The organism is Sorangium sp. So ce693 (assembly GCF_051521375.1).
Taxonomy (GTDB): Bacteria; Myxococcota_A; Polyangia; order Polyangiales; family Polyangiaceae; genus Sorangium; species Sorangium atrum.
The window spans coordinates 12068888-12083832 of record NZ_CP150347.1 but is presented as its reverse complement, the minus strand read 5'-3'; the positions used below and the strand labels follow the sequence as shown (position 1 = coordinate 12083832).

General features: G+C 72.9%; 10 protein-coding genes. 7 read left to right on the top strand and 3 right to left on the bottom strand.

What is annotated here, in order from left to right; genetic code table 11:
* Position 1: 1 nt before the first annotated feature.
* Genes WMF14_RS45075 through WMF14_RS45065 form a run of 3 tightly spaced genes read right to left on the bottom strand, consistent with a single transcriptional unit; the run spans position 2 to position 5551 of the window.
* Entirely contained in the window at positions 2 to 2104 is a 2103-nt protein-coding gene (locus tag WMF14_RS45075; protein WP_437796696.1) for a DUF2169 family type VI secretion system accessory protein, read from the bottom strand.
* Positions 2101 to 3342, bottom strand: coding sequence for a TIGR02270 family protein (locus tag WMF14_RS45070; RefSeq protein ID WP_437796694.1), 1242 nt, complete (start codon positions 3340 to 3342; stop codon positions 2101 to 2103). Before WMF14_RS45070 ends, WMF14_RS45075 begins: the two co-directional genes overlap by 4 nt.
* A 31-nt stretch (positions 3343 to 3373) precedes the next feature.
* Entirely contained in the window at positions 3374 to 5551 is a 2178-nt protein-coding gene (locus WMF14_RS45065) for a type VI secretion system Vgr family protein (protein ID WP_437796692.1), read from the bottom strand.
* A 218-nt stretch (positions 5552 to 5769) separates the two neighbouring features.
* Between WMF14_RS45065 and WMF14_RS45060 the strand changes: the two genes are divergently transcribed.
* The 7 genes from WMF14_RS45060 to ycaC all read left to right on the top strand — a co-directional run bounded on the left by WMF14_RS45060 (position 5770) and on the right by ycaC (position 14818).
* The gene (locus tag WMF14_RS45060; protein ID WP_437796690.1) at positions 5770 to 7242 is read left to right on the top strand and encodes a hypothetical protein; all 1473 of its coding nucleotides are present in this window, start codon (positions 5770 to 5772) and stop codon (positions 7240 to 7242) included.
* 157 nt (positions 7243 to 7399) lie between these two features.
* Complete coding sequence (locus WMF14_RS45055; protein ID WP_437796688.1) at positions 7400 to 8368, top strand: hypothetical protein; 969 nt, start codon at positions 7400 to 7402, stop codon at positions 8366 to 8368.
* Between the two features lie 29 nt (positions 8369 to 8397).
* Positions 8398 to 9345: a glycosyltransferase family protein gene (locus WMF14_RS45050; RefSeq protein WP_437796686.1), complete on the top strand. Its 948-nt coding sequence runs from the start codon at positions 8398 to 8400 to the stop codon at positions 9343 to 9345.
* Between the two features lie 202 nt (positions 9346 to 9547).
* Positions 9548 to 11968 carry a glycosyltransferase gene (locus tag WMF14_RS45045; protein ID WP_437796684.1) on the top strand — a complete coding sequence of 807 codons (2421 nt, stop codon included), beginning with the start codon at positions 9548 to 9550 and terminating at the stop codon, positions 11966 to 11968.
* Positions 11969 to 12179: 211 nt separating this feature from the next.
* A complete protein-coding gene (locus WMF14_RS45040) occupies positions 12180 to 13100 on the top strand; it encodes a LysR family transcriptional regulator (RefSeq protein ID WP_272095992.1) in 921 nt (306 codons plus the stop codon).
* 98 nt (positions 13101 to 13198) lie between these two features.
* Positions 13199 to 14125: a pirin family protein gene (locus WMF14_RS45035; RefSeq protein ID WP_437804409.1), complete on the top strand. Its 927-nt coding sequence runs from the start codon at positions 13199 to 13201 to the stop codon at positions 14123 to 14125.
* A 69-nt stretch (positions 14126 to 14194) separates the two neighbouring features.
* The gene (gene ycaC, locus WMF14_RS45030) at positions 14195 to 14818 is read left to right on the top strand and encodes an isochorismate family cysteine hydrolase YcaC (protein WP_437296142.1); all 624 of its coding nucleotides are present in this window, start codon (positions 14195 to 14197) and stop codon (positions 14816 to 14818) included.
* Positions 14819 to 14945: the final 127 nt, after the last annotated feature.

The window sequence follows — 14945 nt, the reverse complement described above, 5'->3', positions numbered from 1 at the left end:
TTCAGGTGGGCGTGGGCGCGGCGTCGGGCACCGAGCGGAGGAACGAGGCGCCGAGGCCGTCGGCCGCGACCTTCGCGGGGCGGCGCTTGCGCGGCGGGATGAGCGGCTCCGACGAGGGGCGCGCGTCCGGGGTGAGGCGCGGACGGCGCGGGCGCGCGGGGCGCCGGGCAGGGGCGGCGGCGGCCACGGCGGCGGGCCACGGCGAGGCGGCGGGCGACGATCCCAGGGCGTACGACGGCGCGATGCGCGGCTGGGAGAGGGCGTACGACGGCGCGGCGGGCGGCGGCGCGGCGACGTGCGCCGAGACCGCGGCTGCGCCCGACACCCACGGCGATTGCGGCTCCGAGGCAGCGTGGGGCGCCGCGCCCGACGCCCACGGCGAGGAGCGCTCCGGCGCGGACGGCGCGGGAGGAGGCGCGGACGGCGCCGGGGGAGCGGCGGGAACGGGCGCGGACGGCGCCGGCGCGAACGGCAGCACGCCGGACGCTGCCGCCGGCGATACGAACGGCAGCACGCCGGACGCCGCCGGCGCCGGCGCGAACGGCAGCACGCCGGACGCCGCTGCCGGCGATCGGACCGGCGCCGCAGGCGACGCCGCGGCGGGGGCGGCGAACGGCAGCGCCCACGCCGCCGCGCCATCGCGGGCGCCCGGGGAAGACGGGGCAGCGGGCGCGAACGGCAGCGCCCCTGAAGCTGCCCCCGCCGCCGCCGGCGCCACGAAGGGCAGGCCGCCGCGCCGCGGCTCCGCGGGCGGCGTCCCCGCTGCGGCGGGCATCTCCGCCGTGCCAGATCTCTCGAGGCGCGGTCCTCCCACGGAGGCCGCGGGCGACCGGAACGGCAAGGCGGGGTTCGGCTGCCCTTCGTCCGGATCGACCGCCACCGTCCCGGCCAGCGGATGCTCCGCCGCCCCGCGCCCCGCCCGCTGCGGGCTCGCCGCAGCCGACGCCTCCTCCGGATCGAGCGCCACCGTCCCGGCCAGCGGATGCTCCGCCGCGCGCCCTGCCCGCTGTGGGCTCGCCGCAGCCGGCGCCTGCGCCGCTCGCGCCTGCTGCGGCGCCGCCTGCGCCGCTCGCGCCTGCTGCGGCGCCGCCTGCGCCCTCTCCGCACGGGCCGGCGGCGCTGCCGCGGGGTCCCACGGCACGTCCTCGCCCGGGAGCGCGACCCTGGCCGTGACCCGGACGCCGGCGAGGGCCTCCTCGCCCGGCAGCACCGCGCTGGCGCGCCACACGAGCGAGCAAAGCCAGCGATCGGCGTCGATCACGAGCATGTCGGCGACCAGCGGCAACGCCTGCGGCTGCGCCGCCCCCCCGAACGCGACCCGCGCCTCGGCGACGGGGCCCGGCAACCAGGCCTCGATGCGGTCGAGATCCGGGTGCATCCCCTCGATCAGGATCCACTCGTTCCCCCGGAGATACGGCGTCTGTTGATCGGCCGGCGCCGCCTGGAAATACGCCCAGTCGAAGCCGTCCGGGATCACGGGCCACGGGGCCTGCACGCCGCGCGGATCGGCGTTGCCCAGCCGGCGCTGCCGCGCGGGCCAGTGCGCCGCGATCGGCCCGAAGCCGGCGGCGCGCGTCGGCTGCCGGGGATCGATGATGTTGGGCGCGCGGCCGGCGCGCGGATCGACGCCGGCCGGGTTGTCCGGGTCGGCCGGCCCGCCGGGGGCGCGCTCGTAGCCGAGCGGCATGGCGAGGAACGGCTGCGGGGCGCCGCGGCCGTTGCCGCCGCGATCGCCGTAGACGTGCAGGGCCTTGTCGAGGAGGACGGCCGCGTCGAGGCCGACGCGCAGGCGGACGGGGACGAGCGGCGCCGGGCTCCGGCCGCGGGCCCAGGCGTGGCCGCCGAGGAGGATGTCCGCGCGCGGAAGGAACGGGGCCATCTCCGCGGCCGCCGAGACGGCGGCGCGCGGGTCGGCCGCGGCGCGCGCCGCGCGCACGTCCGCCGCGACGATCGGCGCGGGCGGGAGCGGCGACATGGCGCGCTTGTGCTCGAGCTGGAAGGTCGCCTTGACGACCACCGCGAGCATCACCCGCCCCCGGGAGCGGAAGGGGCGCACCGCGACCGCGGCGTGCCCGAGGGCGCGCGGCGCGGGCGGCGCCGTCACGGCGAGGCCCCGAGCGCGGCCCTCTGCCGCTCGACCCGCGCGGTCACGTCGAACAGCGGGCGGCCCGGCGCGCGCGCCGCCCGCTCGAACGCAGCGCCCGCGCGGCGCCGCTGGCCGCCGAGCCGGAGCACGCGATCGAGCGCCCCCTCGTCCAGCGGGCGGCCCTCCACGTGGCGCACCCCCGACGCGAAGCGCCCGCGGTGCGCCGCCCAGAGCGCCCGCGCGTTCGCCCCGTGCGGCCACGGGAGCTGCGTGTCCGGGTCCATCTTCACGCTGGCGTCGCGCGGATCGTCGCTCGGCCCGGCGTCGAAGCCGGGCGCCGGGGCCCCGCGCAGCGCCCCCTCGATCGGCGCGCCGGTGATGCGCGAGAGCGCCTCGCCGGCGAGCCGCGCGAGCGGCGCGACGGTAAGCCGGTCGAGCACCCACGGCAGCAGCGCCGGATCGCCCAGCGCCCCCGCCGCGACGAGGCAGACCCGCCCGAGGCCGGGCGACCGCATCAGCGCCTCGATCCGGCGGCGGGCCTCGCCCGGCGGGCTCACGCGGGCGGCGCAGTCGGCCGCCTCCTCGGCGAACGCACCGCTCCGCCCGGCGACGCTCCACAGCGCCTCGTCCGCGCCGCGCGCCCCGAGCAGCGCGCCGGCCCACGCCGACCAGAAGCGCTCGGCCTCGTCGTCCGAGCCCCACGCGCCGCGGAGCTCGCCCGCCAGATCGGCGCGGCCCAGCGCGCCGGCCGCGCGGAAGGCCAGCGCGCGGACCGCCGCGTCGCCGTCGCAGATCGCGTAGCCGAGGAGCTGCCCGGGATCGCGGCGGTGCGCGACGCACGCGCCGAGCGCGAGGCGGCGCAGGGCCGGCGGCTGCGCCCCCGACAGCATCGGCGCCACGATCGCGAACGCGTCGGCCGGCGACGCCCACGCGAGGGCGCCCGCGATGCCGGCGGCGGGCTCGTCCGCCTCCTCCGTCGCGTCGAGCACGGCCGCGAAGCCCGGGTAGTCGCGCGCCTCGACCGCGGCGACGGCCGCCGCGAAGAACGCGCCGGGATCCTTCGTGGAGAGGGCGGCCAGCGTGAGCTCCCAGCCGGGTTCCCCCGCGATGCGGAGCCCGTCGAGGTGGGCCTCGACGCGCTCCTCGAGCTCTGCGAGGTCGGCCAGCGTGTAGTGGTGCGACCTCACGGCTATCTCGCGGAGCTCCCAGAGGAACGACGCCATCTCCGCGTGATCAGCCACCACTTCGTGAACCATCCGCCTCGGCTCCGATCCTGCGCGACGCCGCTCAGTTGATGTCGACCCCGCTCCCCGCGAGCTTGATGTTCGAGCCTGCCTTGACGCTCACGTCGCCGTCGCTCTTCACCTCGACCTTGGCGCCCTCCACCTTGACGGTGCCCGAGCCCTTCACGGTGATGTCCGACCCCTCGACGGTGATCTTGCCGGAGCTGTCGACGATGATCTTGCCGCTCCCGCACTCCAGCGTGAACTTCTCGCCGACCTTGACGGTCTTCTTCCCGCCGACGGACTCGGTCGCGTCCACGTCGATGTTCCGGGTCTCGGTGCCGCCGACCGACAGCGAGTCGTCGCTGCCGACGGTGGTGTTGCGCTTCGAGCCGACCTCCAGCGTCGCGCGATCACCCACCTTGACGGTCTCCTCGCCGCCCACCGAGAGCTCGCGCTTGCCGCCCACCGACTCGATGTCGTCCTTCCCGACATCGGTCTTCCGGCCCTGCCCGATCTTCAGGCTCGCGTCCTTGCCGATGTCCACGCTCTCGCTCTGGACGACGCCGAGCGTGCGGTTCGCGCCGATCTTCTCGTTGTGATCCTCGCCGACCTCCGTGGTCTTGAAGGCGCCGATCGACTCCCACTGGCTGTTGTCGATGCGCTTCTTCCGGTCGTGGCCGACGGTCAGGCGCTCGTCGTGGCCGACGGACTGGGTCTTGTCGTTCTCGACCTCGATGTTCCAGTCCTTCTGCGCGTGCAGGTAGATCTCCTCCGCGCCTTTCCTGTCCTCGAACCTGAGCTCGTTCGAGCCGCCGCCGCCCGGCGAGGTGTCCGACTTGATGGTGCTCTTCGTCTTCTCGGCCGGCAGCGCGTAGGGCGGCACGTTCGCGCCGTGGTAGACGCGCCCGACGATCAGCGGGCGATCCGGGTCGCCCTCGAGGAAGTCGATGACGACCTCGTGGCCGATGCGCGGGATGTACATCGAGCCCCACGCGGCGCCCGCCCAGATCTGGCTCACGCGCATCCAGCACGAGCTGTGCTCGTTGCGGCGCCCCTGCCGGTCCCAGTGGAACTGCACCTTCACCCGGCCATAGATGTCCGTGTGGATCTCCTCGCCCGCCGGGCCCACGACGATCGCCGTCTGGATGCCGCGGGGCGTCGGCTTGGGCGTCTGCACGGGCGTGCGGTAGGGCACGTCGTCCGGGATGCACTGGAATCGATTGGAGTACCCAACGACTGTATCCTGCGACTCCCCCCCGACGGCCCGCGAGCCGAAATGGTCGACGCGCGTGATCAGGTATCCGCGGTTGAAGCTCTCGCGGCCGTGGTCCTCGAGCGTGAAGGTGGCCCCGGGCATGAACCGGAGCACGCTCCCCTGCCCCTCCGCGGTGCGGCGCACGAGCTGGAGCTGCTCGAGCCGGAGCTTCGCGAGCTGGGTGCCCTCCTCGGGCAGATCGTGCTCGGTCGCATACACGTACACCTCGAGATCGGTGTCGCGGTCGGCCTCCGCCTCCCCTTCGAGGCTCAGGCTGGGCTTCTGGAAGTTGTAGTCGCGGACGGTGACCTTGCCGGGCCGGACCTCCTCGGCCATCGAGAAGCGGGAGACGGCCTCCTGCGAGGTGAGCGCCCCGCCGGCGGCCCGGTACGGCACGACGCTCGATCCGTCGATGGGCTCGTGGACGAACGGCGCGTCGCCGAAGACGAGCACGTGGTTGTCGGCCTTGTGCTCGAAGAAGCAGAACATGCCTGTCTCTTCCATCAGCCGGCTGATGAACGCCCAGTCCGTCTCGGCGTACTGCACGCTGTACTCCCGCCGATCGTGGGTCATCGTCGTCGAGATGCGGAAATCGTCGGAGGACAGGCCCGCCGCGCGGAGCACCTTGTCGATGATCTCCGGCGCCGTCGCCTCCTGGAAGATCCGGTAGTCGTGCCGGTGCTGCAGGCGCCACGCCCGCGGGGCGACCGTCGCCAGGTACGTGGTGACCGAGCGCCCCTCCTCGTGCTGCTCGAAGCGCGCGACGATGCCGTGGATGTACCGAGTCGACGCGTCGTTCCGGATGGTGAGCAGGCACGTTTGCCCGACCAGCCCGTCGAACGCGAGCGCGGCGTCCGTCGACGCGAGCGTCACGCGGAAGTGGAACAGCCGCGATATGCCCTCATGCCCCTCGATCCGCGCGACGCGCCACGGATCGGTCGCGCCTTCCACAGCGAAATCAAACTCGATCGCACCGTCCGCCATCGATCGCCTCGCCCTCGCCGTCCCGGAGCCAGAGCCGTCGAGCCTACCATCGCTCGCCGACCGGGTGGGCACATTCACGCGCGTCGACGCTGTCGACCTGCCGTCGACATGCCGTCGACATGCCGGCGCGCTGCTTGACGAACGGTTGACGCACGGCGAGGGCGGGCCTAGTCAGATCGGGCGCCGGGGGAACAGCGGACAGCGGATCGCGCGGATTCATGGGCAACGTCTGGCAGGTCGTCGATGCGTACGGAGACGTCGGCTTCGTCCGCGCAGCCGGCGCGGTCCTGCCCCAGGGCGCGGAGCCGATCGAGCCTCACCTGGCCGCCCTCGAGGTGCCCGCGTGGTTCCCTTCGGAGGAGCCGGACCGCGACCGCGTCGATCTCCTGAGCGAGCTGTGCGCCGCGGGCGCCGGCATCGTGTCGCTCGACGCGGCGCGCGAGCTCGACCTGCTGCGCGAGCGCGTCGCCGAGCTGCTCCGGACGGGGTGCATCCTCGCCTTCCGCGGCCCGCCGCCGCGCGCCCCGGAGGCGCGCAGGCCGCTCGAGGTGCCGCCGCCGGTGCAGCCGTCGCCGAAGGCGCCCGACATCGTCCATGCGCTGGTCGGCGTGATCCAGGTCGACTTCGCGGCGAACCACGCCGTGGAGCGGGACTCTCTCGGGAACTTCGCCTCCCCCGAGTGGCTGAGCACCCGGCAGGCGGCGGATCAGTCCCCGGTCTGCTACGTCCGCGGCGCGCGTGTCCCGCTCGCCGTGGTGCTGCGCGTGCTCCGGCCGCCCACCGGGACCGAGTCCGTGCAGCTGCGCGGCCGCGCCATGGCCGGCGGCGCCACGCTCGAATGGACGTGCACGGTCAGCGTCTCGCCCGGGTCGGTCGACGTCTCCACGCCCACGATGACGAGCAGCGCGCCGCTGCCGGACGTCGTCGCCTGCTACGATCCGCTGACGATCGCGTGGGAGGCGAACGCCGCCGGCACCGGCTGGGTCGGCGCGGGCACGACGACGCACCTCGTGTACGCGGTGCTCGGCGCGCCGGCCGGCACGGTTTACTGGACGCTCGTGGACATCTCCTGCCGCGCGGCCCAGGGCGAGACGACCGAGGGGCGCGTCGTGTCGCAGAGCTTCGCGCCCTTCGCCACGCGGGCGCTCACGCGCAAGCGCGACGGCGTGGGCCTCACGTACTGGAACCCGAACACGACCACCTGCACGAGCACCCGCCTGCTCCTCGCGAGCGCCGACGGCAGCGGGCAGTGCGGCTCGTGGGCCGAGCTCTTCATCGACATGCTCAAGGTCCACGGCATCACCAGCGCCGACAAGGTGGTGGTCGTCGTCACGGTGGCGGCGTGGACCTCGGGATCTCAAGGGTTCCTCGTGAAGAACTGGCAGTGGAACGCGGCCACGCGGCCCGCCCCGTGGACCCACCGCATGTGGACCGACGTGGTCAACCTGCCGGGGATCCCCGGCCAGCGGAACCCCGAGCCCCCGCCCGCGTTCTTCAACCATTTCATCGTCGTGCACGGCGGGCAGCTCTACGACCCCTCGTATGGCGGCGGGCCGTTCGCCGACGCGGCCACGTGGGAGACCGGCGCGATCGACGGGCTGTTCGCGGCCGCGCTCGCCGGCTACCCGAAATCGTCGAACCCGCAGGCCCTCGTGCAGCTGTGGAACATGCGCACGAACGCCCGTATCTAGCGCAGCGCGGAGGTCGACCGGCATGCCCTCGCCCCTCTCGACCGCCGCGCCCCGCTCGACCAATGCCCCCTGGCGGCCGCGGCGCGGGCCTCCCGCGCCCGCGCTCCTCGTCTGTCTCGCCGCCGCCGCGTGCCGCCCCGCCCCCGGATCTGCGCCCATGAACGAAACGCCCCCTCCGCCCCTCGCGCTCTCTCCCTCCGCGCTGCCCGACGCCCCGCTCGCGGACGCCTTGCGCCTCGTCGCGCTCGACGGGGCGCCCGTGCTGCTCGCGTCGTCGACGCACAGCGCGGCCCCGCCGCACCGCACGGACATCTGGGCCTTGCCGCTCGCGGGCCGCGGTCCGTCGGGCGCCGTCGCCACCATCCCGCAGCTCTTGCCCGCGCTGCCCCGCTGGGACGCCGCGGCGGAGGGCGGCGCGCTGTCGTTCGTCGTGGAGGTCGCGGGCGGCGCGGTGAACGCGCTGGTCCGGCTCGACGGCGCCTCCGGTCTCCGCACCTCGCTCACGGCGCACCGGCCGTTCGCGAGCTTCAGCGGGCCTCGGTTCGTGCGCGGTGCGGCCGCCGGCTCGCTCCCCGCGCCCTCCCCCGGCGCCCCGGGCGCCGTGTCCGCCGTCGTCGACAACGCGACGGCGGTCGTGCTGGAGCCCGCGGCGGCCGGCGGTGCCTCGACGGAGCGCCCGCTCGGCGAGTGCATCGACGTCGTGGTCCTCGCCGGGTCGCCGGGCCCCACCGCGGTGTGCAAGCGCGTCGCCCCCGGCGCCTCGCGCGGCGGCGCGCTGCCCGGCACCGTGCGCGTCTCGGCCCGCGATGCCGCGTACGGCCCAGCCGGCGCCGAGGACGCGCCGTTCGGCGACCGCCGCGTCTTCGAGCTCGACGCCGACCGCGCGGGCGGCGGGCTCGTGATCGTCGCGACCTCCGCCGCCCACCTCCTCGTCGCGCACCGGCCGGCCCCGGGCGCCGCGTTCCGCGTGCTCCCCGTGGACGCCGGCGGCGCCGATCCAGCGACGTTCTCTTCGCCGTGCGTGCTGGTCACCGATCGCACCGTGACGCTCGCGGTGCTCTCGAAGGCGCGCACGCCCGACGCGCGCGCGCTCGTGGCCACGTGGCCGCTGGACCCGCCGCCCTGACGGGCGCTGCCGTCGTGGCCCCCTCGCCCATGCGCCGTCGCATCCTGTACATCGGCAATTTCGGCCCGTCGTTCTCGACCGAGAACCACGTCGGCGAGAGCCTGCGAGAGCTCGGCGTCGAGGTCGTAGAGGCCCAGGAGAACGCCTTCACCCTGCAGGAGCTCGACGGCATGGCGCGCGACGTCGATCTGCTGCTCTACACGCGCACCTGGGGCCTGCGCGGCGACGCGCTGCGCTGGATCACGCAGCTGCCCATCCCGACGGCCTCGTACCACCTCGACCTGTACGCCGGCCTCTCGCGCGGCCGCGATCTCCGGCTCGACCCGTTCTGGCGCACGCAGCACGTGTTCACGCCCGACGGCGGGAGCGAGGCGTTCTTCCGGGCGCAGGGGATACGCCACCATTACCTGAAGCCCGGCGTGTACGGCGCCGAGTGTTATCTCGCGGACGTCGACCCCGGCGTCGCGGCCGACGTCTGCTTCGTGGGCTCGTACGATTATCACCCGGAGTGGCCTTATCGGAGGCGCCTCGTGGATTTCCTGTCGGAGACGTACGGCCGCCGCTTCGTGAAGCACGGCTCGCCGGAGAGCTGCGTGCGCGGCGACGCCCTCAACCGCCTGTACGCCTCGGCGAAGGTCGTCGTGGGCGACAGCCTGTGTGTCGGGTTCGATCACCCGCATTACTGGTCCGATCGCATCTACGAGACGCTCGGCCGGGGAGGTTTCATGATCCACCCCTACATCTTCGGCCTGGAGGAGGAGTTCCGGGATCGCGAGCACGTTGTCTTCTATCCGTTCGGCGATTTCGCGGCCTTGCGGCGCCTCATCGACTATTACGTGAAGCACGACGACGAGCGCGAGGCGATCCGGCGCGCCGGTCACGCGCGCGTCAAGGCGAGCTTCACGTACGTGCACCGCATGCGCCAGATGCTGGGCATCCTCGGCGAGCACCACGCGGGGCTGAGGGGCTGGGTGTGACCGTGGCCTGGTGGAGGGCCCTCGCGGCGCCGCGGCTGGATCGGGCCGAGGTGCGAATCATGACAAATCCCCTCATTTAAAAGAGAATTAACAGGGAGGCGGGGAGACGGGGAGATTCATGGGATTTTATTCCCCTTCTCTCTTTCTCTCCCTCTCCCCGCCTCCCCGCCTCCCTGTGAATCTTCCCGAAAAATTCGACGGGATGCTTCCGATGCAGATCCACATCGTCACCAACATCGACAACGGCAAGGGGCTCGAGCGCGACTACCGTCTTCTCGGCAGCCTTCTGGAGAGCTGGGGTCACCGGGTCACCGGCGTTCACTTCCAGCGTTCCGAACGCGTGGGGGGCGCCGATCTCGTCATCTTCCTCGAGGTCTACGAGCCGCGCCTCGCCGAGGGCGCGCCGCGCCGCTGGCTGATCCCGAACGCCGAGTGGTGGCGGCCGGAGGCCCGGTCCGCGCTCGACGATTTCGAGCTCGTCCTGTGCAAGACCCGGGACGCGCTGTCGCATTTCGCCCCGCTCACGCCGCGGGCCCGCCACCTCGGCTTCTTCTCGGAGGACCGCTGGGACCCGGCCGTCCCTCGGACGCGGCGCTTCCTGCACGTCCCTGGCGGCTCCGACGCGAAGGGCACGGACTCCGTGCTTCTGGCCTGGGAGCGCCACCGCATCCCGTATCCGCTGACGGTCGTGTCCTCGCTCGGCTGGCCGCTCAGGCCGCGAAACGTCGAGTTCGCGGGGCGCGTCGACGAGCGGCGGCTTCGCTTCTACCAGAACGCGTCTCGATTCCACCTCTGTCCGTCTCGTTACGAGGGCTGGGGCCACGCGCTCCACGAGGGCCTGTCGGCCGGCGCCGCGGTCCTCGTGCCCGACACCGAGGCGATGAGCGAGATCGACGGCTGCGCGCTGCGCATGCCGGCCGCGCCGCACGGCGCGCAGGGCCTTGTGCGCACGCACGCGGTGGCTCCGGAGGACGTGCGCGATGCGGTCGAGCGCTGCATGGCGTTCACGGACGCGGATCTCCGGCGCATCCAGGAAGCGGCGCGGGACGCGTACCTGAGCGAGCGCGAGCGGTGCCTCACGAGCTTGTGGGAGGTGCTCGGCGAGCGGCCGGCGCTGAGGGGCGGCCCTGCGGCGGGAGCGGGCGATAGAGGCGCGTCCGCGGGCGATGCGGCCGTCGGATGCGGCGCCGCGCGCGACGCGGCCGGCTCTGCGGCCGGCGCGCCCGGCTCCGCTGCAGAGGCTCACGCGAGGAGCGCCGCTCCCCCGCGCATCGCCCTCGTGATCCCGTGCCAACCCTCGACCGCGCCCCTCCTGCGGCGCGCCGTGGCCGCGCTGCGCGCGCAGACCGCCGCCCCGTCGTCCTTCGAGGTCGTGGTGGTGTGCGACGGCGGCGATCCAGGCGGCGCGATCCGCGCCGCTGCGGAGCCGGGCTCTCACCCCTTCCGGGTCGAGATCGTCGACAGCCCGCGCCCGCGGGGGCAGTTCCCGCACTGCAGCCATGCCAGGAACGCGGGCGTTCGCGCCGCCCGGGCGCCCTTGATCTGGTTCCTGGACGCCGATGTCCTGCTCTCGCCCGAGGCGGTCGAGCACGCGCTCTCGGAGCACGACGCGGCGCTCGCGCGCGGCGTGCCGGCCGTGCTCACGCCGGCGCTGGCCCGCGTCGCATTGCCGCCGGCCGCGTGGATCGAGCGCTCGGCCGCGTGGGCGGCCTCGGGCGCGGTCGAGGGGCTCGCTCCGCTCCTCTCGGCCACGCCGCTCGACGGCGGCGCGCCCGGCGCCCAGGGGGATCGGTCCCGCCCCGGCGCCCCGGGCTCCGAGCCGCTCTCCGATGTGCGCGACGGGCTGCCCATCGTCTGGCGAGGCCTCGTCGATGCGCTCGGCGGCTTCGACGAGTGGTTCATCGGCGGTGGCGCCGAGAAGGGAGCCTTCGTCGATCTGCTGGAGGGCCTGCGGCGCGCGGAGCTCATCGACATACGCCTGCTCACGAGCGTTCGCGCCCTGCGCCAGCCGCAAAAGCCCGTATCCGAGGCGTTCCACGTCCACGTCCATCGAGGGCGAGACGAGCGCGACCGCCGCGCCCGGGAGATCGCCCATGGCGCGCGGTGGTGGCGGGCGCGGCTCGCCGCGATCCGGGCGGCGCTGCCCCCGGCCGTCATGGCTGCTGCCCCGGACGCGCCGGCGGCGGAGCGCCTGCCGGACTGCTCGCCCGACGCGGTCGAGGCGCGCGCGCGGCTCGTCCGCTGCGTGAGGGCGGTCGCCGCCCCCGCCTTGCGCGGGCTCTACGGCGGCGTCGTCGTGGTCGGCGAGGCGGCCGAGCTCCTCGCGCGCGACGTGGCGCAGGTGTGCGGCCTCGCGGCCCGCGTGGCGACCGTCGCCGGGCTCTCCGCGCTGCCGGCGAACCGCGCCTGCGGGGTCATCCTCAGCGGTGTCCTCGCCGGCGCGACGGAGGACGAGAGGGCGCGCGTGCTGGACCAGGCCCGCCGCATCGTGAAGGCGACGGGGCCGCTCCTCATCGCGGAGATCGCGGGCGGCTCGGTGGAGCTCGGCGCGGGGGCGGCGGGCCGCGATGCGGCGCTGCCGGCCGCCGAGGTGCGGGTGCGCGTCGAGCGCGTCGGTGTGTGAGCCTCCTGGCGCTGCTCTTCCTCGGTTGCAGCTCGGGCGTTGCAGCTCGGGACTCGATCTGACACCGCTGCGTCGCTGGCCGGAGCCCCGGCGCGCTCGAGCGCGTGCGTGGTTGCGCCCGAACCAGCGGGGCGCGACTTTGCGCAGGCGGATCGAAAGAGGTCGCGATCGCTTGGAACAATCCGCGCATTTTGCGTAGATTGTACCATCCATGGACCCTCGCCTACCCAACGTCGCTCTCGACGAAATCGTCCTCTTCACGAGGGTTGTTCAGGGAGGCAGCTTCACGGCGGCGGCGACCGCCGTCGGGATGCCGAAGTCGACCGTGAGCCGGAAGATCTCGGATCTCGAGTCGCGCGTCGGCGCGCGGCTGCTCCAGCGGACCACGCGAACCTTGAGCCTCACGGACGTCGGTCGCGTCTACTACGAGCACTGCGTTCGCATCGTCGCCGCGCTCGAGGAGGCAGAGCTCGCGGTCTCGCAGCTCCAGTCGACGCCCCGGGGGCTCTTGCGGGTGACGGCCCCGCTCGCGTTCTCCGTTCTCGGACCGATCTTCGCCGAATACCTGCGTCTTTTCCCCGATGTCCAGGTCGACCTGGTTTGCACCGATCGCAGGGTCGACGTCGTCGAGGAGCGCTTCGACCTCGCGCTGCGGGCCGGCACCACGCCGGACACGAGCCTCGTCGCCCGGCGTCTCGGAGCCGTGCGGCGCCGTCTGGTCGCTGCACCCGAGGTCAAAAGGGCGCTTGGCGAGCCGAACGACATTGCCGAGCTCGCGGACCACCCGTGCATCGTGTTCGCACCGGAGGGAAGCTCCTGGGAGCTCAGGTCGGGGCCCAGGATCGCCGAGATCACGGTTCACCCGCGGCTCGTCGTCAACGACTACGAGATGCTTCGCTCGGTCGCTCGCGCGGGTTTCGGCGTAGCGCTCTTGCCGGAGTACCTGTGCGCGGAAGACCTCGCCGCGGGGCGGCTCATGCCGGTGCTCGCGTCCTGGTCGGCGCCCGAAGTGCCCGTGTTCGCGCTCTATCCGAGCACACGGCACCTCTCGCCGAAGGTGGTAGCGTTCCTCGACCTGCTCCGCCAGCGCCTCGTGTTATCCGCCACGCCGAGCGTGGCCGCCAGCATGTGACAGGACTGTTCCAAAATCCGGAACAGTTCTTCCCACTGTTGCGTATTGTTCTACCAATTCGGCATGTCTATTCCTCCTCGTGTCAGGAGAACGCAGCCATGACCACCACGAATACGATGCAGACGCGGACGAGCGCCACCCGAGCAGCGCGGACCGAGCTCCGAAAGATCGAGGGGATCTACCGGGCTCCAGGCCTGCACTGGGTGGGCAACGGCTTCCGGGTCGCGGGGTTCTTTTCGGCGATTCCGGAGGCTGCGCGAAAGCTGAACCCGTTTCTGTTGCTGGATTATCACCCGACGTACGAGTACTCGCCGACGGCGAGGCCGCGAGGCGTCGGCGTGCATCCCCACCGAGGCTTCGAGACGGTCACGCTCGCCTGGCAAGGGAGCGTCGCGCACCACGACAGCGCGGGCGGCGGCGGCGTGATCGGTCCGGGCGACGTGCAATGGATGACGGCGGCGTCCGGAATCCTTCACAAGGAGGTTCACGAAGAGAGCTACGCGCGCCGCGGCGGCCCGTTCCAGATGGCGCAGCTATGGGTGAATCTGCCGAAGGCGCACAAGATGTCGCCGCCTCGGTATCAAAGCATCACCAGCGATCGGATGGGCATCGTGACGCTCCCCGAGAATGCGGGCTCCGTCCGCGTCGTCGCAGGCGAATACCAGGGCGTGAAGGGCCCCGCGCAGACCTTCACGAAGATCGACGTCCTCGACGTCCGCCTGAACGCGCGCGGCAGGGTCGATTTCGCCTTCCCGGCGCGCCATAACCTGGGCCTGCTCGTCATGAAAGGCGACATCGCGATCAACGGAGCGCATGCCGCGGCGCACGACCTCGCGGTGTTCGAGAACGCCGGCGAGCGCTTGTTCATCGAAGCCGAATCGGAGGCCCACCTGCTCGTCCTGAGCGGCGAGCCGATCGACGAACCCATCGTCCAGTACGGCCCGTTCGTCATGAACAGCGCGCAGGAAATCCAGCAGGCGTTCGCCGACTTCGCGAGCGGCAAGTTCGGCCATCTGGACGATTGAACGACTTGCATGCTCGGGCGTCGAGCCACACAGACGCATCACCCACGACGATAGAAGAGGAGACAGCCCATGACCAAGCCGTACGTTCGACTCGACAAGAACAACGCCGCCGTGTTGCTGGTCGATCATCAGGCGGGACTTTTGTCGCTCGTGCGCGACATCCAGCCGGACACGTTCAAGAACAACGTGCTCGCGCTCTCCGATCTCGCGAAGTACTTCAAGCTGCCGACGATCCTCACGACCAGCTTCGAGTCCGGCCCCAACGGCCCGCTCATGCCGGAGCTGAAAGAGCAGTTCCCGGACGCGCCGTACATCGCGCGCCCCGGCAACATCAACGCGTGGGACAACGAGGACTTCGTCAAAGCCGTCAAGGCCACGGGCAAACAGCAGCTCATCATCGCGGGCGTCGTGACCGAGGTCTGCGTGGCCTTTCCCGCGCTGTCGGCGATCGAGGAGGGTTTTCAGGTCTTCGTCGTCACGGACGCGTCCGGGACCTTCAACGAGATCACCCGGCACTCCGCCTGGGATCGCATGTCCCAAGCCGGCGCGCAGCTCATGACGTGGTTCGGCGTCGCCTGCGAGCTGCACCGCGATTGGCGCAACGACATCGAGGGATTGGCGACGCTGTTCTCGAACCACATCCCCGACTATCGCAACCTCATCACCAGCTACAACGCGCTGACGAAGAAGTGACGGCGGCGGTGGCTCGCCGCCGTCTCGCCCGCCGGGAATGAATCGAGGGATCAGCCGAGCCGCTTCGGCGCCTTCAGGCTGTCCAGCCCGAGGCGCGGGCACCTGAGCTCCGCCTTCACCGCCTTCG

Bases quoted from the DNA above. Each gene is read 5' to 3' on its own strand.
- WMF14_RS45045 (WP_437796684.1), top strand. From the start codon at position 9,548: ATGCTTCCGATGCAGATCCACATCGTCACCAACATCGACAACGGCAAG.
- WMF14_RS45035 (WP_437804409.1), top strand. From the start codon at position 13,199: ATGACCACCACGAATACGATGCAGACGCGGACGAGCGCCACCCGAGCA.
- WMF14_RS45040 (WP_272095992.1), top strand. From the start codon at position 12,180: ATGGACCCTCGCCTACCCAACGTCGCTCTCGACGAAATCGTCCTCTTC.
- WMF14_RS45070 (WP_437796694.1), bottom strand. From the start codon at position 3,342: ATGGTTCACGAAGTGGTGGCTGATCACGCGGAGATGGCGTCGTTCCTC.
- WMF14_RS45055 (WP_437796688.1), top strand. From the start codon at position 7,400: ATGAACGAAACGCCCCCTCCGCCCCTCGCGCTCTCTCCCTCCGCGCTG.
- WMF14_RS45050 (WP_437796686.1), top strand. From the start codon at position 8,398: ATGCGCCGTCGCATCCTGTACATCGGCAATTTCGGCCCGTCGTTCTCG.
- WMF14_RS45065 (WP_437796692.1), bottom strand. From the start codon at position 5,551: ATGGCGGACGGTGCGATCGAGTTTGATTTCGCTGTGGAAGGCGCGACC.
- ycaC (WP_437296142.1), top strand. From the start codon at position 14,195: ATGACCAAGCCGTACGTTCGACTCGACAAGAACAACGCCGCCGTGTTG.
- WMF14_RS45060 (WP_437796690.1), top strand. From the start codon at position 5,770: ATGGGCAACGTCTGGCAGGTCGTCGATGCGTACGGAGACGTCGGCTTC.